The organism is Rhodococcus sp. NFXS4, assembly GCF_058139645.1.
The window spans coordinates 1,487,577-1,506,288 of record NZ_CP192221.1; the positions used below are offsets into that span (position 1 = coordinate 1,487,577).

Genomic DNA, 18,712 nt, shown 5'->3' on the forward strand with positions numbered 1-18,712 from the left:
AGGGTATCGGGCCGCGAGTGTTCCGCGCCACACTCTCACCATGACGACCTTGACCGACGATGTCGCACGCCTGCTGGCGACCTACGGATCCGCCGACGCCGACCTCGCCGCCCTGCTGTGCGACGACCACGACCCGGCGGCGATCGCGTTCACCTTCATCGAAGGCGATCTCACGGCGCGCGACCTCACCTACGGCGAGCTGCACGAGCTGTCGGCGCGATTCGCGACGGGCCTCGCCGAGATGGGCGTCGGCCGGGGTGACCGCGTGGGAGTGTTGATGAGCAAGCGGCTCGAACTGGTCGTCGCCCTGCTCGGGCTCTGGCGACTCGGCGCGGTGCACGTCCCGCTGTTCACCGCCTTCGCTACTCCGGCGATCGCGATGCGCGTCGAGGCCGCGCAGGCGCGCGTCGTCATCACCGAGACCGACCAGCGCGAGAAGCTCGACTCGATCGAGGGCATCACGGTGATCGAGACGGGGGAGGGCTTCGACGCTCTGGTTCGTGAGCACGAGCCGATGGCGGCCTCGGTGGCCGTGGGCGGCGACGGTGTGATGATCCAGCTCTTCACCAGCGGCACGACGGGGAAGCCGAAGGGTGTGCCGGTGCCTGTGTCGGCGCTGGCGTCGTTCGTCACCTACATGACCTACGGCCTGGACGTGTCCGAGGACGACGTCTTCTGGAACGCCGCCGATCCCGGCTGGGCCTACGGGCTCTACTACGCCATTCTCGGCCCGATGGCGATGGGCCGTCGCAGTCTGATGCTGCATGCCGGCTTCACCCCCGCGCTCACGGTCGCGGTGATGCAGAAGTTCGAGGTCACCAACTTCGCGGCGGCGCCGACGGTGTACCGGAGCCTGAGCAAGGACCCGTCGGTCGGTGGCATCACGTTGCGACGGGCGTCGTCGGCGGGGGAGCCGCTGACGCCGGACGTTCTGGTGTGGTCGGAGTCGGCGCTCGGCGTGCCGGTGCGTGATCACTATGGCCAGACCGAGCACGGGATGGTCATCGTCAACGCCTGGCACGACGCGGTGCGTGAGCCGCTGATCCCGGGGTCGATGGGAAAGCCGTTGCCGGGCTTCACCGCCGGAGTCGTCGAGGATCAGATCGGCTTCGAGGTGGCGGGCAGCCCGCTGATGTGGTTCACCGGATACGTCGACGCTCCCGACAAGACAGCCGAACGGTTCACCGACGACGGGTCCTGGTACCTGACGGGCGATGCCGGACGCATCGAGAACGGCTCCTACTTCTTCTCCGCGCGTAACGACGACGTCATCATCATGGCCGGCTACCGGATCGGGCCCTTCGACGTCGAAAGCGTTCTCGTGGAACACCCGTCGGTCATGGATGTGGCGGTGGTGGGCCAACCCGACGACATCCGCGGAGAGGTGATCGAGGCGTACGTCGTTCTGGCGGAGGGCGTCTCGGGTACCGCCGAGTTGGAGTCCGAGCTGCAGCAGCTGGTGAAGTCCAACTTCGCCGCGCACGCCTACCCGCGCACGGTGCACTTCGTCGACGCACTGCCCAAGACGCCCAGCGGCAAGGTGCAGCGCTTCCTGCTGCGCCGGAGCCGTCAGCCGGGCAGCAGCGCTCGGAACTCGGGGCAGTAGGCGCCGATCGCGGTACCGACGATGGCGCCCGCGGCGCTCTCGTCCCATTTGCCGCGGCTGCCCGTCGTGACGGCGTCCACCTCGGCGATCACCGGCTGCCCCTGCTGCAGTTCGGCGCAGATGCCGCGTCCGAGAATCTTCATCGTCTCCGGGTCGGTGTACTCGATGGCGCCACTGTCCAACCCTGCGATGAAGAGGTCGTCCGCGGCGACGGCGTCGGGCCCCGTCGGCACGGAGGGACCGGCCACCGACGGCGTGCTGGGCGCCTCGGACGTCGAGGTCGCCGGAGCCGGGTCGTCGGCCGGGGGTGTCGCCGGGTCACCGCCGCACCCCGCCACGCTCAGAGTCGCGAGGAGGAGAAGGGTAGCGGTGCGGCGGGTCACCGGTGCGACGTTACCGCTCTCGTGGTGATCCAATGACCGCGTGAAGCGCACCCACGACCGCCGCCGCGATGCCCACGTGGCGCTGGGTCTCGCCGCTGTGGCGGGCTTCGTCGACGCCGTCGGCTTCCTCGCTCTCGGCGGCTTCTTCGTCTCCTTCATGACGGGCAACACCACTCGGGCGGCCGTCGAACTCACTGCGGGACATCTCGGTGCGGCGTCCGTCGGGCTCGTGGTGATCGTGTCGTTCGTGGGCGGGGTCGTCACCGGGTCGCTCGTCGGCGACCTCGCCGGCCGGCGTCGTAAGACCGTCGTCCTCCTGCTCGTCGCGGTACTGCTGGCGGCGGCCGGCGTCGTGCACCTCGGCGGCGGCGCGACCCTGGTGTCCGCTCTGATCGTGGCGGCAGCGATGGGCGCCGAGAACGCGGTGTTCGAGCGGGACGGCGGCATCAGCCTCACGTACATGACCGGGACGCTCGTGACCATGGCACGCACGATCGCCGCTCGGATCCAGGGGCGCAGCTCGGAATCCTGGGTCCGCCCGCTGTTGATGTGGGCGGCGCTCGCGGGCGGAGCGATTCTCGGCGCCGCGGCCTTCGCGATCGTCGGACTCGGCGCACCCGTGGTGGCGCTGATCGCGGTGCTCGTGGCTGCCGTCGTCGTCTTCTCGATGGGCGAATGAGCGCCGTGGTGCCCCCGGCAGGATTCGAACCTGCGACCAAGGGATTAGAAGGCCCTTGCTCTATCCCCTGAGCTACGGAGGCGTGCAACGGTGTCCGATGCGCCGTCGAGTGTAGCGAGGCGCTGCGCCCTGCCCGGGCCGGAGGTGCGGCTTAGACTTCTCGCTCCGAGGGAAGGCAGCAGGCGTGCAGGACGTGATGGACCAGGTGCTCGCGGCATGGCGCGCGGGGGAGTCCGTGGGCGTGGGCACCGTGGTGCGCACGTTCCGATCGGCACCGCGTCCGCCGGGTGCGTCGATGGCTGTGCTCGCGGACGGCAGAGTCGTCGGGTCGGTGTCCGGTGGCTGCGTCGAGGGCGCGGTGTACGAGGCCGCGCAGAACGGTGAGGCGGGTCTGCATCGCTATGGAGTCAGCGACGACGATGCGTTCGCGGTGGGTCTGACCTGCGGGGGCATCCTCGACGTCTTCGTCGAGACCGTGTCCCGATCGACCTTTCCGGAGTTCGGCGCGGTGGCGTCGGCGATCGCGGAGCACCGGCCGGTCGCGGTGGCCACTGTCATCGAGCACCCCGATGCTGCGCGGGTCGGTTCTCGCCTGGTCGTCGACCCGGTGGCGGCGTCCGGCACGCTCGGGTCGCCCCGCGCGAATGCCGCGGTGATCGACGACGCCCGTGGTCTTCTCGAAGCGGGCCGCACCGACGTCCTGCACTACGGCCCCGACGGTCAGCGGCGCGGCGAGGGAATGACGGTGTTCGTGAACTCCTTCGCGCCCCGTGCTCGCATGATCGTGTTCGGTGCGATCGACTTCGCGTCGGCGGTGGCGCGTCAGGGTGCGCTGCTCGGCTATCGCGTGACCGTCTGCGATGCGCGGCCGGTGTTCACGACACCCGCGCGATTCCCGACGGCCGACGAGGTGGTCGTCGAGTGGCCGCACCGCTATCTCGGGCGACTGCAGGCCGAGGGTGAGATCGACGAGCGCACCGTGATCTGCGTACTGACCCACGACCCCAAGTTCGACGTGCCGCTGCTCGAGGTGGCGTTGCGGCTGCCCCGCGTCGGCTACGTGGGTGCGATGGGGTCGCGGCGAACCCACGACGATCGGGTCGCGAGACTGCGCGAGGTGGGAATCGGCGACGACGAGCTCGCGCGACTGTCGTCCCCGATCGGGCTCGACCTCGGCGCCCGGACACCGGAGGAGACGGCGGTGTCGATCGCGGCGGAGATCGTCGCGAGGCGGTGGGGCGGGAACGGACGGCCGCTGGGGGAGCGCGAGGGACGCATTCACCACTGACGCCCCTCGCGAGTACGTCCGAACAGCTGCTGCAGCGCGGAGGATCACGACGTTTCCGGCGTACTCGCCGGAGGGGTGACGTGTGAGTTGCGCGTCTACTACGTCCCGTAGGTGCTGCGATGCCGGTCACCTCCTACCCTGGAGGTATGGCAACGACTGAGGCACCGCGTTCCGCGACCGCGGAACCGGACGGTGGGGCGCGACGAGCCGGATCGGCAGGCGTGTTCGCGAGTGCCGGACTGATCGCCGCGGTGGTGGCCGGCCTGATCGTCGCGCTGTCCGCATCGCAGGCGTTGGTCCTGCTCGGCATCCCGGATCCGGGTCCGGTGACGACGTACGGTCTGCCCGCTGTGCGCGCGCTCGGGGAGGTCGCGGCCGTCATCGCCGTGGGCTCTCTGCTGCTCGCAGCCTTCCTCGTGCCGCCGCAGAGATCGGGCGTCCTCGACATCGACGGCTATCGCGCGCTGCGCACCGCGTCGTCGGCGGCAATCGTGTGGGCGGCCTGCGCGATCGTGCTGGTGCCGCTGACCCTCTCGGACACGTCCGGTCAGCCGGTGTCCGAGGCGCTGCGTCCCGAGAACCTGTGGTCGGGCCTGTCGCAGATCGAGTTGGCCCGCGCGTGGCAGTGGACCGCGATCATCGCGATCGTGCTCGCACTCGGGACACGTGCCGTACTGCGGTGGTCGTGGACGCCGATCCTGCTGGTGGTCGCGCTCGGCTCGCTCATGCCTCTCGCACTGTCGGGGCACTCGTCGTCCGGTGGATCGCACGACGTCGCCACCAACAGCCTCATCCTGCATCTTCTTGCCGCGTCGCTCTGGGCGGGCGGACTGTTCGCCGTCCTGGCGCACGCCCGTCGCGCCGGCGCGCACACCGATGTCGCGGCGCGCCGCTTCTCCGCGGTCGCCACGGTGGCGTTCGTGGTCATGGGTGTCAGTGGAGTGGTCAACGCCTTCGTCCGCGTCGAGCCCGCAGATCTGTTCGACACCACCTACGGCCGACTCGTACTCGCCAAGGTCGTCGCCCTGGTCGTCCTCGGCGTGTTCGGCTACACCCAGCGTCGACGCGCCCTGCCCGCGCTCGCCGCGGACCCGACGTCGCGCGCGAATCTCGTGCGTTTCGCCGGTGCCGAGGTACTGGTCTTCGCGGCCACGATCGGGCTCGCGGTCGGACTCTCCCGGACACCGCCCCCGCTGGGGAGCGCTCGGGAGCTGACGCTCACCGAGGCGGAGTTGGGGTACGACCTCACCGCGCCCCCGAGCCTCGGGCGTTTCCTCTTCGACTGGCGGTTCGACCTGATCTTCGGCACCGCCGCCGTCGTCATGGCCGTCGTCTACCTCCTCGGCGTTCGTCGACTGCGGGCCCGTGGCGACGCATGGCCGGTGGGTCGCACGATCGCCTGGGTCCTGGGCTGCGCGACGCTGCTGTTCGCGACGTCGTCGGGTGTCTACCGCTACTCGATGGCGATGTTCAGCGTGCACATGGGCTCGCACATGGTGCTGTCGATGCTCACCCCGGTGCTGCTCGCGCTCGGCGGCGGCGTGACCCTGGCCCTACGGGTGCTGCCGGCGGCCGGCCGGGACGGTGTGCCGGGACCGCGCGAGTGGATCCTCGAGGCCCTGCACAGCCCGGTGTCCCGGTTCCTCACCCAGCCACTGGTCGCGGCCGTCATCTTCGTGGGTGGCTTCTACGCGCTCTACCTCGGCGGCATCTACGGCGCGACCGTCGACTCGCACGGCGCCCACCTGCTGATGAACGCTCACTTCCTGCTGAGCGGCTACCTGTTCTACTGGGTCGTCATCGGCGTCGACCCGGCACCGCGTCGACTGTCGCCCGTGACCAAGCTGGCGATGGTGTTCGGATCGCTGCCCTTCCACGCTTTCTTCGGTATCGCGCTCATGAGCACCGAGACGGTGATGGGCCAGACCTTCTTCCGCGGCCTGTCGCTGCCGTGGAACTCCGACCTCCTGGCGGATCAGCGACTCGGCGGCGGCATCGCGTGGGCGACGGGCGAGATCCCGCTGATCCTCGTCATGCTGGCGTTGCTGGTGCAGTGGTCCAACACGGACCGGAAGGAAGCGGTCCGCACGGACCGGGCGGCCGATCGCGACGACGGTGCGGACCTCGCGGCGCACAACGCGATGTTCGCGGAGCTGGCGCGCCGCGAGCGTGAGCGCAGTTAGAAGACCAGACCGCGCAGGGCGAGGAAGCGGAGCCCGCCGACGAGGGCGGTGACTCCGACCAGGATCAGGGCCGACAACGCGGCGCCGGCGGTCGGCAGTGCGACGTCGAGCGCTGTCAGCGCTGCGGTGCTGGCGCCCAGACCGATGAGTGCCAGTCCGCCGCCCTCCCACTGCGCGGTGAACCAGCCCACCCGATCGGCGGCGTGGAACGTGAGACGGCGGTGCAGTTCGTTGGCGAGAACGGTCGACGCCACTGCTCCGACGGCATTGGCCACGATGGAACCCTCGCTGTGCATCGCGACGAACACGGCGACGTAGAGGACGTTGCTGAGCCCGCCGACCAGTGCGAAGCGGACCAACTGGGGGAACGCTCCGTCACTGCGCAGCGCCACCAGCATCGGATGCCCGGGGTGCGAGGGAAGCACGGGGGAGACCACGTTGTCGATCACGACGCCCTCCCGTGCAATCTGCTCTTGACGCTGACGATCTCGTCCGGTGTCAGCGCTCGACCCGGCAGGGGCACCGACCTATCCGGCACCGCCGCGAGGGAATCGATCACCAGGGCGAAATAGCGTCGCCAGTTGTCCTCGTCCACCTCGTCTGCAACCTCGGCGCCGGCCACGATCATCCGCACCAGGGTGAAGAGGTCGCCGGGCTGCACGTCCGGGCGGAGCTTCCCGGCCTTCTGGGCGCGCTGGATGAGAGTGTTGATGGTCGGTTCGAGCTTGGACCGGACTGCCGCGATGCGGTCGAGGCCGTCGTCGCACCCGAGGACGACGTGACCGAGACCACGGTCCGCGGCCATGTGTCGACACATGAATTCGAAGAAATCGACCATCGCAGCCCAGGGATCGTCGGCCTCCGCGGCCACCTTTGCGCGGCTGAGCACGTCGACCAGACGCTGCTCGAGGATGCCGTCGATGAGTTCCTGCTTGTTGGCGAACCGCCGGTACACGGTGCCCACACCCACCCCGGCGCGCGCAGCGACATCGTCGAGCGTGATCTCGAGACCCTTGCGTGCCAACAACTCTCGCGCACAGTCGATGATCTTGAGCTTGTTCCGCTCGGCGTCCGCTCGAAGCGGCTTCGCCGCTGTGGTGGGTTTCACAGTCCGTTTCGTCCTGGTTCGTCGGTTAACCGGAGGGCATACCTCCGCATCGCTGCTATCGTCTTGCCATCCGGAGCGTACGCCTCCGTATAGCTCCATTTCACGCCGTACCGAAGCGAGGATCAATGTCTTCCACCACATCCGACGTCGGAAACGTCCAACCGACGATTCGGTCGAGCGCGCACGACGCGCACGACCGCACTCGCTGGCTCATCCTGGGCGTACTCGGCCTGGCCCAGCTGATGGTCGTGCTCGACGCGACCGTCGTGAACATCGCGCTTCCCGCCGCACAGCTCGATCTCGGCTTCGACAACGCGGACCGCTCGTGGGTGGTCACCTCCTACGCTCTGGCATTCGGCAGCCTCCTGCTGCTCGGTGGTCGACTCAGTGACCTCTTCGGTCGCCGCACCACGTTCCTCGTGGGACTCGTCGGCTTCGCGGTGATGTCCGCCGTCGGCGGCGCAGCCGTCAACTTCGGCATGCTGGTCGCGGCCCGTGCGGGACAGGGTGTCTTCGGCGCCCTGCTCGCTCCAGCAGCACTGTCCCTGCTGACCACGACGTTCACGGATCCGAAGGAACGTGCGAAGGCGTTCGGCATCTTCGGCGCGGTCGCCGGTGCCGGCGGCGCCATCGGCCTGCTTCTCGGCGGTGTGCTCACGGAGTGGGCGAACTGGCGCTGGAGCCTGTACGTCAACTTGATCTTCGCGGGAATCGCGTTCGTCGGCGGCTTTCTCCTGCTGGCCAAGCACCGCGCCACCGAGCGTCCGGTACTCGACATCCCCGGCACCCTCACCGTGTCCGCGGCGCTGTTCTCCATCGTCTACGGATTCGCGCACGCCGAGTCCGACGGGTGGAGCAACGCGGTGACCATCGGTTTCCTCGCGGTCGGTGTGGTCCTGCTCGGTGTCTTCGTCTACCTGCAGACGCGGGCGACGCATCCGCTTCTCCCGCTGCGCATCGTGCTCGACCGCACCCGCGGCGGCGCGTACCTCGCGGTGTTCGTCATCGGTGCCGGCATGTTCGCGGTGTTCCTGTTCCTCACGTACTACCTGCAGAGCACGCTCGGCTACACGCCCATCACCACCGGGTTCGCGTTCCTGCCGATGATCGCGACCCTCGTGGTCACGGCCACCGTCGCGACGTCGGTCATCCTGCCGCGCTTCGGGCCTCGCGTTCTCATGTCCGCCGGCATGCTGATCGCGTCGGCCGGCATGGCCCTGCTGACCCAGATCTCGATCGACAGTTCCTACGCCGCGCACATCCTGCCGAGCCTGCTCGTCATGGGCGTGGGCATGGGCGCCACGATGGCCCCGGCCATGCAGGGCGCCGTGTCCGGAGTCTCGCCGGACGACGCCGGCGTCGCCTCCGCGACCGTCAACACGATGCAGCAGATCGGCGGATCCATCGGTACTGCGCTGCTCAGCACCATCGCGGCGACGGCAGCGACGAACTACGCGACCGACAACCAGGCGGCCGTGGCTCAGGCCGCGGATCCGCAGGCCGCCGCGACGCTGCTCCGGATGAACGCGGAGATCGCCAGCTACACCACGACGTTCTGGTGGGCGTCGGGCATCTTCCTCGCCGGCTCGGTGATGGCAGCGCTGCTCGTCCGCTCGGGCAAGCTGCCCGACGGACCCGAGGGTGCCACCGTCGTCGCTCACTGACTTACACAGTCACCGGATCCGGTGCAGAGAACCGTGTCAGACGCGGTTCTCTGCACCGGATTCGTCGTGGATGCGGGTGAGCAGGTCGGTGAGGGTCGCTCGGTCGTCCGCGCTCAGGCCGGCGAACATCGCCTCGGACGCGCTGCGCTGCGCCTGCGCGATGGTGTCCGCGAGTGCCCGCCCCTCGTCGGTGAGGTCGAGGAGAACCGCGCGACGATCGGTGGCATCGGCGTGCCGTGCGACGTAGCCGGCCGACTCCAGCGCGTCGACGACATCGGTTGCCGATCGGGGTGCGATGCGTAACCGTTCCGCCAGATCTCCGGGCCGAAGTGGTCCCGCCGCGCCGGACAGCACGCGCAGTGCCCGTCCGTGTGAGGGCGAGAGTCCGAAAGGTTCGAGTGCGGCCATGTGGCGGCGCCGCATCGACCTGGCCACCATCATGACCAGATCGGCCGGGTCCTTCTCGTGGGAATGCACGGGACGATACTAGCGTTGCAGCGGTCGACCTCATAATGAGGTAACCTCAGTTCTACCCGATCAGGGAGGTCATATGCGTTCCTCCACCACACCGGCAAGGCCGGTGCAGTCCCCCGTGACATCTGCGGACCACCAGCCCGCACCGCTCGGGCGCGTCGTCGCCCTCTTCCGGCCCTATCGCGGCCGGGTCGCCGCGGTGAGCGCGGTCATCACCCTCAGCGCCGTCGTGGCACTGGGATCGCCGCTGCTCCTGCGCGACATGCTCGATCACGCCATCCCGAACGCCGACGTCACGCTGGTGACGATCCTCGCGGCCGGCATGATCACGATCGCCGTCGTCACCAGCTGCCTCGGCGTCGCCCAGACCTGGATGTCCAACAGCATCGGGCAGGCCCTGATGCATCAGCTCCGGGTGCAGGTCTACTCGCACCTGCAGCGTCAGTCTCTCGGCTTCTTCGCGCGCACCCGCACCGGCGAGGTGCAGTCGCGCATCGCCAACGACATCGGCGGCATGCAGTCCGTCGTCACCAACACGGCCACGTCGATCGCTCAGAACGCGACCACCGTCATGGCCACCGTCGTCGCGCTCTTCCTGCTCGACTGGAAACTGGCCCTCTTCTCGCTCGCCATCCTGCCGGTGTTCGTCCGCATCGCTCGGCGGGTCGGCGACGAGCGTCGCCGTATCTCCACCGTGCGGCAACGCCTGCTCAGCGATCTGTCCGTCCAGGTGGAGGAGTCGCTCTCGGTGAGCGGCATCCTGCTGGGCAAGACGACCGGCGCGTCGTCGGTCCTCACGAATCGGTTCACCGAACGCTCGTCCGAGGTGGCCGACGTCGAACTCCGCTCGATGATGGCGGGCAAGTGGCGCATGGCGACCATGTCGATCAGCTTCGCCGCGATGCCGGCCCTGGTCTACTGGTTCGCCGGCATCACCATCGGCAACGGCAGCGCGTTGACGGTGGGAACGCTGGTCGCGTTCACCACCCTCCAGACACAGCTGTTCCGCCCCACGATGATGCTGCTCAACACCGGCGTCGAGGTGCAGAGCTCCCTGGCTCTGTTCGGCCGGGTCTTCGAGTACCTCGATCTCCCGGTGGACATCGACGAACCCGCCGTACCGACGCCGATCGATCCGACGGCCCGACGCGGTGAGGTGCGCTTCCGCCACGTGGGCTTCGACTATCCGGGTGCGGCACATCCGACGCTCACGGACATCGACCTCACGGTCCCCGCCGGGAGCACCCTGGCGATCGTGGGAGCGACCGGCGCCGGCAAGACGACACTCGGGTATCTGACGGCGCGGCTCTACGATCCGACGTCCGGGTCGGTCGAGGTCGACGGTGTCGATCTCCGCGATCTCTCGCTCGCCGACGTGTCCGCGACGGTCGGGGTGGTGTCGCAGGAGACCTATCTCTTCCACGACACGATCCGCGAGAACCTCCGCTTCGCGCGGCCCGACGCCACCGACGCGGACATCGAGAATGCCGCTCGCACAGCACAGATCCACGATTTCATCGCCTCGCTCGACGACGGCTACGACACGATGGTGGGGGAGCGTGGCTACCGGTTCTCCGGCGGCGAGAAGCAGCGCCTCGCCATCGCGCGCACCGTCCTGCGCAACCCGCCCGTCCTCGTTCTGGACGAGGCCACCAGCGCTCTGGACACCACCACCGAACGTGCTCTGGCCGACGCGATCGACCAGCTCGAGCAGGACCGCACCACCATCGTGGTGGCCCACCGACTCTCCACCGTGCGGTCGGCCGATCGCATCGTGGTGCTCGATCACGGGCACGTCGTCGAATCGGGATCCCACGACGAGCTCGTCGCCCGCGGCGGTGCCTACGCCGCACTGCTGGCGGCGTCCGGCGACTCGCTGGTCACTGCCTGACCACTCCTCCTGTCAACCCCCGCGGCGCTCCTGTGGACGGCCGTCCACAGGTGCTCGCGGGCCCTTCTGTCCGCGGTGCGAGCGGCGCAGAGTCGGGTGCGCGGTCGGTACCGGATCGACCGCGAGAGGGGGTAACGATGTACGAGTCGTATCTGACCGTGGTGGGTACCGTCATCACCGATCCGATCAAGCGCACCACGCCGTCCGGCGACGAGGTGCTCAGCTTCCGCGTGGCCAGCAATTCGCGTCGCATGGACCGCGAGAGCGGGGAGTGGCAGGACGGGGACACGCTCTACGCCTCGGTCAGCTGCTGGCGACGTCTGGTGTCGGGGGTCGGAGCGTCGCTGATGAAGGGCGATTCGGTCATCGTCTTCGGGCAGGCGCACACCAACGAGTACACGACCAAGGAGGGCGTGGGCCGAGCCGATCTCGAGATCCGAGCCACCGCGGTGGGACCCGATCTCGCTCGGTGCCACGTCAAGGTGGACCGGCCGCGTCAGGCGGCCGAGCGGCAGGAGTCCGGCGAGACCGTCGCCGAGGCCGCGGTGGACACGGCCGAGCCCGAGCCGGTGCCGGTGGGCTGATCGCGAACGGTTTCACGGGCACCGGTCGGTCCCGGTAGACTTCCGCGTCGAGCACATCTCCCAGTTGTCGGCCCCGTCGTCGGCATCTCAGCCGGCGCGATCCGCCCGGCACACACGCTGGTGAGCACATCGAGAGGAACTCGTGGCGGAATTCATCTACACCATGAAGAAGGTGCGCAAGGCGCACGGCGACAAGGTCATTCTGGACGACGTGACGATGAGCTTCCTGCCGGGAGCGAAGATCGGCGTCGTCGGCCCCAACGGCGCCGGCAAGTCTTCGATCCTCAAGATCATGGCCGGGATCGACCAGCCCGGAAACGGTGAGGCGTTCCTCGCGCAGGGCGCCACCGTCGGCATCCTCATGCAGGAGCCCGAGCTCGACGAGAACAAGACGGTTCGCGAGAACGTCGAGGACGGTCTCGGCGAGACGATGGTCCAACTCAAGCGGTACAACGAGATCGCCGAGCTGATGGCCACCGACTACTCCGACGAGCTGATGGAGGAGATGGGCGAGCTGCAGGAGAAGCTCGACCACGCCGACGCGTGGGAGATCGACTCGCAGCTCGAGCAGGCCATGGACGCACTGCGCTGCCCGCCGCCGGACGAGGGTGTGACCCACCTGTCCGGTGGTGAGAAGCGTCGTGTGGCGTTGTGCAAGCTGCTGCTGAGCAAGCCGGACCTGCTGCTGCTCGACGAGCCCACCAACCACCTCGACGCCGAGTCGGTTCTCTGGCTCGAGCAGCATCTGGCCGCGTACCAGGGTGCCATCCTGGCTGTGACCCACGACCGGTACTTCCTCGATCACGTCGCGCAGTGGATCTGCGAGGTCGACCGTGGTCGCCTCTATCCCTACGAGGGCAACTACTCCACCTACCTGGAGAAGAAGGCCGAGCGTCTCGAGGTCCAGGGCAAGAAGGACCAGAAGCTGCAGAAGCGCCTCAAGGACGAACTCGCCTGGGTCCGCTCCGGCGCCAAGGCTCGCCAGGCCAAGAACAAGGCACGTCTCGATCGCTACGACGAGATGGCGGCCGAGGCCGACAAGATGCGCAAGCTCGACTTCGACGAGATCCAGATCCCCAACCCGCCGCGCCTCGGCGACGTCGTGGTCGAGGTCAAGAGCCTCGACAAGGGCTTCGACGGCCGCGTGCTGATCAAGGACCTGTCGTTCACGCTTCCGCGTAACGGCATCGTCGGTGTCATCGGCCCCAACGGCGTCGGAAAGACCACGCTCTTCAAGACCATCGTCGGTCTCGAGGAGCCGGACGGCGGCGAGGTCAAGATCGGTCAGACGGTCAAGCTGAGCTACGTCGACCAGAACCGATCCGGCATCGATCCCGCCAAGACCGTGTGGGAGACCGTGTCCGACGGCCTGGACTTCATCACCATCGGTACGCAGGAGTTCCCGTCGCGGGCGTACATCAGCTCCTTCGGGTTCAAGGGTCACGACCAGCAGAAGGCGGCCGGAGTCCTGTCCGGTGGCGAGCGCAACCGCCTCAATCTGGCGATGACGCTCAAGCAGGGCGGCAACCTGATCCTGCTCGACGAGCCCACCAACGACCTGGACGTCGAGACCCTCGGTTCACTGGAGAACGCCCTCGAGGAGTTCCCCGGTTGCGCCGTCGTGATCTCGCACGACCGGTGGTTCCTCGACCGGACGTGCACGCACATCCTGGCGTGGGAAGGTGGATTCGGCGACAACGAGGCCGCTTGGTACTGGTACGAGGGCAACTTCGAGGGCTACGAGGCCAACAAGGTCGAGCGCCTCGGTCCCGACGCCGCTCGCCCGCACCGCGTGACGCACCGGAAGCTCACGCGCGACTGAAATGTACTGGTAAGTAACCTATTTTCATCGCACGCCACGTCACCGCGGTGTTCGGCTCCCGGCCTCTCGAGGCTAGGGTCGGGAGCCGAACCCCACGGACAACGTCGCCCCGACCGGTGGATCCGCCGCTCGTGGTGATCGAAAGGCGACAGCGATGACTTCAGCGGGAGAGCACTCCGAGGCGGCAACGGCGCCGAACTCGGTGCTCGATCGGGCGGACGACCTCCGCGCGGTGTACTTCGGGCACGTCGATCTGGACGTGTTGCGGACCACCACGGGAGCCGACCCGACCGCGGTGGTGCACCGACATCTGGAGCTCGCCGAGCGTCGTGATCCCGGCGTCGCCTCTCTCGCCCTGCACCGCGGACCCGACAGCACCGTCGGCGTGGCCCTGCAGATCGTCACCGACGACATGCCGATGCTGGTCGAGTCGGTCACCGCCTGGCTCACCGGAGCCGGCATCGCGGTCGTCGAGGTGGTGCACCCGATCCTGCGCGTCGTGCGCGACGAGTCCGGCACGCTCCTCTCCATCCGAGGCGGAGCCACCCCGTCCGACGTCGAGACCGGCGATCTCGCGGACGGCAGCATCCTCGAATCGTGGATCCACGTGGCTCTGCACCCCGCGGCGAGCGAGGAGGCCTTCGCCTCGCTCGAGAGCTCGCTGGCCGACGTGCTCGCCGACGTCCGTCGCGTCGTCGACGACACCGAGGCCATGCAGCGTCGCCAGCTGGAACTGGCCGATCGTCTGGAACGACCACGCCGCGGAGACGCGGACGGAACCGAGTCCGTCACCCCCGAGGCGCGGCACGACGGCGCCCGCCTGCTGCGGTGGTTGTCCGAGGGCAACTTCCGCGTGCTCGGCAGCCGCCGGTACACCGCGACGGAGGCGGGTCTCGAACCCGTCGCCGAGTCCGCGCTGGGCATCCTGCGATCCGACGATCCGGGCGCCGTCGCGGGCTTCGACCTGCCGATCGACCGAGTGGTCGCTCGCGAGGACCTCCTCGTGCTCACCCGCGCATCGAGCTCCACGTCCGTGCACCGCGCCGTGCACCCCTACTTCGTCGGTGTCCACGATCTGGACGACGAGGGAAACACGGTGGGAGAGCACCGGTTCACGGGGCTCTTCACCATCTCCGCACTGCACGGCAACGTCCTCGACATCCCGGTCGTGGGTGACCGCGTGCGCACCGTCATCGAGCGCGCCGGGCACACCCTGTCGTCGTACTCCGGCCAGGCCATGCTCGAGTCGATCCAGTCCTTCCCGCGCACCGAACTCTTCTCGGCGGACAGCAGGTCGCTCTTCGACACCATCTCGGCCGTGGAGCGCAGTGCCCTGCGCCGCGAGGTGCTGCTCTTCCTGCGCCGCGACGGGTACGGCCGGTTCGTGTCGGCGCTGGTCTACCTTCCGCGCGACTCCTACACCACCCGCCTGCGTCTCGAGACCCGCAGGATCCTGCTGCACGAGCTCGGCGGTACCGACGTCGAGTACGAGGCACGCGTCTCGGACAGCCCACTCGCGTTGGTGCACTTCACTGTTCGCTTCGACGGACAGAGCGCGGACGCCGTCGACGTCTCGGACGCCAACCGCGACCGCATCCGGGCCCTGATCGCCGACGCCACCCGCACGTGGGATGACGCTCTGCGTGAGGCGGCCGCGGCCGACCCGTCGGTGTCGCCCGACAACGCGGCGCGCTATGCCGTCGCCTTCCCCGAGGCCTACAAGCAGGACTTCGACGCGGACCGGGCGCTCGTCGACATCGCTCGACTCGACGCGCTCGTCGGCGACGACATCGACATGTGCCTGTATCGCCCGCGCGACGCCGAGGCGGGTCACTGGCGTTTCTCCCTCTACGTGACCGGCAGCGAGGTCTCGCTGAGCCAGGTGCTGCCCGTCCTGCAGAGCCTCGGTGTGGAGGTGGTCGACGAGCGGCCGTACGCCGTGGTGCGCAAGGACGGAACGCGCTGCTGGATCTACGATTTCGGCCTGTCCGCGGAGCCCGAGGTCATCGAGGGCGCCGAGAACCAGACGAGTGTGGTCAGCCGACGATTCACCGACGCGTTCGCTGCCGTGTGGAACGGCCACGCGGAGGCCGACCGCTTCAACGAACTGGTTCTGCGGGCCGGTCTCGAGTGGCGCCGCGCGGTGGTGCTGCGGGCGTACGCGAAGTACCTGCGCCAGGCCACATTCCCGTTCAGCCAGACCGGCATCGAGGGTGTTCTCCTCGCCAACCCGGTGACGGCTCGACTGATCGTCGACCTGTTCGACGCGCAGTTCGATCCCGCCTCGGCGTCCGAGGAGCGTGCCGACGAGATCGCGTCGGAGCTCGCCGAACTGATCGATCAGGTGGTCAGCCTCGACGCCGACAGGGTGCTGCGTGCCCTGTTCACCCTCGTGCGAGCGACGCTGCGCACCAACCACTTCGTCGTCGACGAGCAGGGTCGCGAGCGCGATTTCCTGTCCCTGAAGTTCGACCCTCGCGGCATCGACGTGCTGCCCAAGCCGCGCCCGCGTTTCGAGATCTTCGTGTACTCGCCGCGCGTCGAGGGCGTGCACCTGCGCTTCGGCACGGTCGCGCGCGGTGGTCTCCGCTGGTCCGACCGGCGCGAGGACTTCCGCACCGAGGTGCTCGGGCTGGCCAAGGCGCAGGCCGTCAAGAACGCGGTCATCGTGCCGGTGGGAGCGAAGGGCGGCTTCGTCGTCAAGCAGCCGCCGTCTCCGACCGGCGACGCAGCGACCGACCGCGCCGCGACCACCGCCGAGGGGCGAGCCTGCTACCGCATGTTCATCGCGGGGCTGCTGGACGTCACCGACAACCTCGACCGTGCCACTCGCGCCGCGATCCCACCGCAGCGCGTGGTGCGTCGCGACGACGACGACTCGTACCTCGTGGTGGCGGCGGACAAGGGCACCGCCACGTTCTCCGATCTCGCGAACGAGGTGTCCGCCGAGTACGGCTTCTGGCTCGGCGACGCCTTCGCCTCGGGCGGGTCGGTGGGGTACGACCACAAGGCGATGGGCATCACCGCCAAGGGTGCCTGGGAGAGCGTGAAGCGTCACTTCCGCGAGTACGGGATCGACACGCAGTCCGACGAGATCACCGTGGTCGGCATCGGCGACATGAGCGGCGACGTGTTCGGCAACGGGATGCTGCTCAGTGAGCATCTCCGCATCGTCGCCGCGTTCGACCACCGGCACATCTTCCTGGATCCGACACCCGACGCGGCCGCCTCCTTCGCCGAGCGGCGGCGACTGTTCGATCTGCCGCGCTCGTCGTGGGCCGACTACGACACCTCCCTGATCAGCAGGGGTGGCGGAGTCCATGATCGCACCGTGAAGTCGGTGCCGATCAGCGCCGAGGTGCGAGCGGCTCTCGGACTGGCGGACGACGTCACCGCACTGTCACCGCCCGAACTGATGCGCGCCATCCTCACGGCGCCGGTGGACCTGCTGTGGAACGGCGGCATCGGCACCTACGTGAAGTCGCGCACCGAGAGCGATGCCGACGTGGGCGACAAGGCCAACGACCCGGTGCGCGTGAACGGCGCGGACCTGCGGGCGCGCGTCGTCGGCGAGGGCGGCAACCTCGGGGTGACCGCTCTCGGCCGCATCGAGTACAGCGCCGCGGGCGGCAAGATCAACACCGACGCCGTGGACAACTCCGCGGGTGTCGACTGCTCCGATCACGAGGTCAACATCAAGATCCTGCTCGATTCCACCGTGACGTCGGGTGACCTGGCGGCGGAGGATCGGGAGTCCCTGCTGGCCTCCATGACGGACGAGGTGGGTGCCCTCGTTCTCGAGGACAACGTCGCGCAGAACGAGCTGCTGGGCGTCTCACGGGCACACGCCCCCGAGCTGCTGGGTGTCCACGCCCGAGTGATCGCGGACCTGGTGGCGTCGGGGCGGGTGGACAGGGCGCTCGACGCGCTGCCGACGAAGTCGGAGATCTCGCGACGCCTGCAGAACGGGCTCGGCCTCACCTCGCCCGAGCTGTCGACTCTCATGGCGCACGTGAAGTTGGCGCTGCAGGAAGACCTGCTGGCATCGGATCTGCCGGACAACGACGTGTTCGCCCCGCTCATGACGGACTACTTCCCGACGCCGTTGCGCGAACGTTTCGCCGGTGCCATCAAGGCGCATTCGCTGCGTCGGGAGATCGTGGCCACGCGGGTGGCGAACGAGACGGTCGACCACGGCGGCATCACCTACGCCTTCCGCCTCGCGGAGGACTCGGGAGTGGGGAGCACGGACGCTGCACGAGCGTTCGCGGCGACGAGCGAGATCTTCGGTCTGCACGACATCTGGGCCGCGATCGCCGCGGCCGACATGCCCACGGACGCGTCCGACGAACTGGTGCTCGAGTCTCGTCGCCTCCTCGACCGAGGATCCCGCTGGCTGTTGTCGAACCGGCCGCAACCCATCGCTGTCGGTGCCGAGATCACGAGGTTCGCGCGCAAGGTACGGATCCTGGAATCGCAGCTCCCGACCTGGCTGAAGGGCCGGCAGGCGCGCAGCGGACTCGACCGTGCCACGTCCGCCATCGAGAAGGGTGCGCCGGAAGAGCTCGCGCACAGGGTGTTCCGGCTCCTCGACGTGTTCTGCCTGCTCGACGTCATCGAGACGGCGGACATCGCGAACGAGGACGACGAGGTGATGGCGAGCCTCTACTACGCCCTCAGCGAGCACCTCGGCATCGACTGGCTGCTGTCTGCGGTGTCGACGCTCGAACGCGGCGACCGCTGGCACTCCCTGGCGCGGTTGGCACTGCGGGACGACCTGTACTCGTCGCTGCGTGCCCTCACGCTGGACGTGATGGGCGGCGGCGAACCGGGGGAGACGGCCGACGAGATGATCGCCGACTGGGAGTCCACCAATGCCTCCCGGCTCGCTCGTGCCCGAGCGGCCCTCACGGAGATCGGCGAGTCCGGAACGCTGGATCTGGCGACGCTCTCGGTGGCGGCGCGGCAGATCCGCAGCATGGTGCGAGGGGCGGGTGCGCGGACCGACGTCTCGCGTTGACCACGCCCGG

General features: G+C 68.6%; 13 protein-coding genes and 1 tRNA gene. 9 read left to right on the plus strand and 5 right to left on the minus strand.

The window, feature by feature from the left end:
- Nucleotides 1–40: 40 nt before the first annotated feature.
- Entirely contained in the window at nt 41–1,606 is a 1,566-nt protein-coding gene (locus J4E04_RS06960; protein WP_490150249.1) for an AMP-binding protein, read from the plus strand.
- On the opposite strand, the gene J4E04_RS06965 is transcribed toward J4E04_RS06960, so the two are convergent.
- Complete coding sequence (locus J4E04_RS06965) at nt 1,570–1,989, minus strand: DUF732 domain-containing protein (RefSeq protein WP_222647485.1); 420 nt, start codon at nt 1,987–1,989, stop codon at nt 1,570–1,572. The genes J4E04_RS06960 and J4E04_RS06965 overlap by 37 nt on opposite strands.
- Before the next feature lie 40 nt (nt 1,990–2,029).
- Here J4E04_RS06965 and J4E04_RS06970 point away from each other — a divergent pair, with 40 nt between their 5' ends.
- Nucleotides 2,030–2,668, plus strand: coding sequence for a YoaK family protein (locus tag J4E04_RS06970; protein WP_027505624.1), 639 nt, complete (start codon nt 2,030–2,032; stop codon nt 2,666–2,668).
- Between the two features lie 6 nt (nt 2,669–2,674).
- On the opposite strand, the gene J4E04_RS06975 is transcribed toward J4E04_RS06970, so the two are convergent.
- A tRNA-Arg gene (locus tag J4E04_RS06975) sits at nt 2,675–2,750 on the minus strand.
- A gap of 114 nt (nt 2,751–2,864) precedes the next feature.
- Here J4E04_RS06975 and J4E04_RS06980 point away from each other — a divergent pair.
- Both J4E04_RS06980 and J4E04_RS06985 read left to right on the plus strand, forming a co-directional pair.
- Nucleotides 2,865–3,956 carry an XdhC family protein gene (locus J4E04_RS06980; protein ID WP_490150511.1) on the plus strand — a complete coding sequence of 364 codons (1,092 nt, stop codon included), beginning with the start codon at nt 2,865–2,867 and terminating at the stop codon, nt 3,954–3,956.
- Nucleotides 3,957–4,102: 146 nt separating this feature from the next.
- Complete coding sequence (locus J4E04_RS06985) at nt 4,103–6,139, plus strand: bifunctional copper resistance protein CopD/cytochrome c oxidase assembly protein (protein WP_056445944.1); 2,037 nt, start codon at nt 4,103–4,105, stop codon at nt 6,137–6,139.
- Here J4E04_RS06985 and J4E04_RS06990 read toward each other — a convergent pair.
- Both J4E04_RS06990 and J4E04_RS06995 read right to left on the minus strand, forming a co-directional pair.
- The gene (locus tag J4E04_RS06990; RefSeq protein WP_155957030.1) at nt 6,136–6,537 is read right to left on the minus strand and encodes a GtrA family protein; all 402 of its coding nucleotides are present in this window, start codon (nt 6,535–6,537) and stop codon (nt 6,136–6,138) included. The genes J4E04_RS06985 and J4E04_RS06990 overlap by 4 nt on opposite strands.
- Before the next feature lie 47 nt (nt 6,538–6,584).
- Entirely contained in the window at nt 6,585–7,247 is a 663-nt protein-coding gene (locus tag J4E04_RS06995; protein WP_490150250.1) for a TetR/AcrR family transcriptional regulator, read from the minus strand.
- Nucleotides 7,248–7,372: 125 nt separating this feature from the next.
- Between J4E04_RS06995 and J4E04_RS07000 the strand changes: the two genes are divergently transcribed.
- Nucleotides 7,373–8,911: an MFS transporter gene (locus tag J4E04_RS07000; RefSeq protein WP_490150251.1), complete on the plus strand. Its 1,539-nt coding sequence runs from the start codon at nt 7,373–7,375 to the stop codon at nt 8,909–8,911.
- 36 nt (nt 8,912–8,947) lie between these two features.
- Here J4E04_RS07000 and J4E04_RS07005 read toward each other — a convergent pair whose 3' ends face one another.
- Nucleotides 8,948–9,388 carry a MarR family winged helix-turn-helix transcriptional regulator gene (locus J4E04_RS07005; RefSeq protein WP_027505630.1) on the minus strand — a complete coding sequence of 147 codons (441 nt, stop codon included), beginning with the start codon at nt 9,386–9,388 and terminating at the stop codon, nt 8,948–8,950.
- 73 nt (nt 9,389–9,461) lie between these two features.
- Between J4E04_RS07005 and J4E04_RS07010 the strand changes: the two genes are divergently transcribed.
- From J4E04_RS07010 to J4E04_RS07025, 4 genes are all read left to right on the plus strand, one after another.
- On the plus strand, nt 9,462–11,276 hold the full coding sequence (locus J4E04_RS07010; RefSeq protein ID WP_490150252.1) for an ABC transporter ATP-binding protein: 1,815 nt from the start codon (nt 9,462–9,464) through the stop codon (nt 11,274–11,276).
- 137 nt (nt 11,277–11,413) lie between these two features.
- The gene (ssb, locus tag J4E04_RS07015; RefSeq protein WP_051613327.1) at nt 11,414–11,860 is read left to right on the plus strand and encodes a single-stranded DNA-binding protein; all 447 of its coding nucleotides are present in this window, start codon (nt 11,414–11,416) and stop codon (nt 11,858–11,860) included.
- 142 nt (nt 11,861–12,002) lie between these two features.
- Nucleotides 12,003–13,682, plus strand: a complete 1,680-nt coding sequence (gene ettA / locus J4E04_RS07020; RefSeq protein ID WP_027505632.1) for an energy-dependent translational throttle protein EttA — start codon at nt 12,003–12,005, stop codon at nt 13,680–13,682.
- Nucleotides 13,683–13,836: 154 nt separating this feature from the next.
- A complete protein-coding gene (locus J4E04_RS07025; RefSeq protein ID WP_490150253.1) occupies nt 13,837–18,702 on the plus strand; it encodes an NAD-glutamate dehydrogenase in 4,866 nt (1,621 codons plus the stop codon).
- Nucleotides 18,703–18,712: the final 10 nt, after the last annotated feature.

Excerpts from the sequence above, each read along its gene's own strand:
- J4E04_RS07025 (WP_490150253.1), top strand. The coding sequence starts at position 13,837 with ATGACTTCAGCGGGAGAGCACTCCGAGGCGGCAACGGCGCCGAACTCG.
- J4E04_RS07010 (WP_490150252.1), top strand. The coding sequence starts at position 9,462 with ATGCGTTCCTCCACCACACCGGCAAGGCCGGTGCAGTCCCCCGTGACA.
- ssb (WP_051613327.1), top strand. The coding sequence starts at position 11,414 with ATGTACGAGTCGTATCTGACCGTGGTGGGTACCGTCATCACCGATCCG.
- J4E04_RS07000 (WP_490150251.1), top strand. The coding sequence starts at position 7,373 with ATGTCTTCCACCACATCCGACGTCGGAAACGTCCAACCGACGATTCGG.
- J4E04_RS06980 (WP_490150511.1), top strand. The coding sequence starts at position 2,865 with ATGGACCAGGTGCTCGCGGCATGGCGCGCGGGGGAGTCCGTGGGCGTG.
- J4E04_RS06990 (WP_155957030.1), bottom strand. The coding sequence starts at position 6,537 with ATGCTGGTGGCGCTGCGCAGTGACGGAGCGTTCCCCCAGTTGGTCCGC.
- J4E04_RS06985 (WP_056445944.1), top strand. The coding sequence starts at position 4,103 with ATGGCAACGACTGAGGCACCGCGTTCCGCGACCGCGGAACCGGACGGT.
- J4E04_RS06960 (WP_490150249.1), top strand. The coding sequence starts at position 41 with ATGACGACCTTGACCGACGATGTCGCACGCCTGCTGGCGACCTACGGA.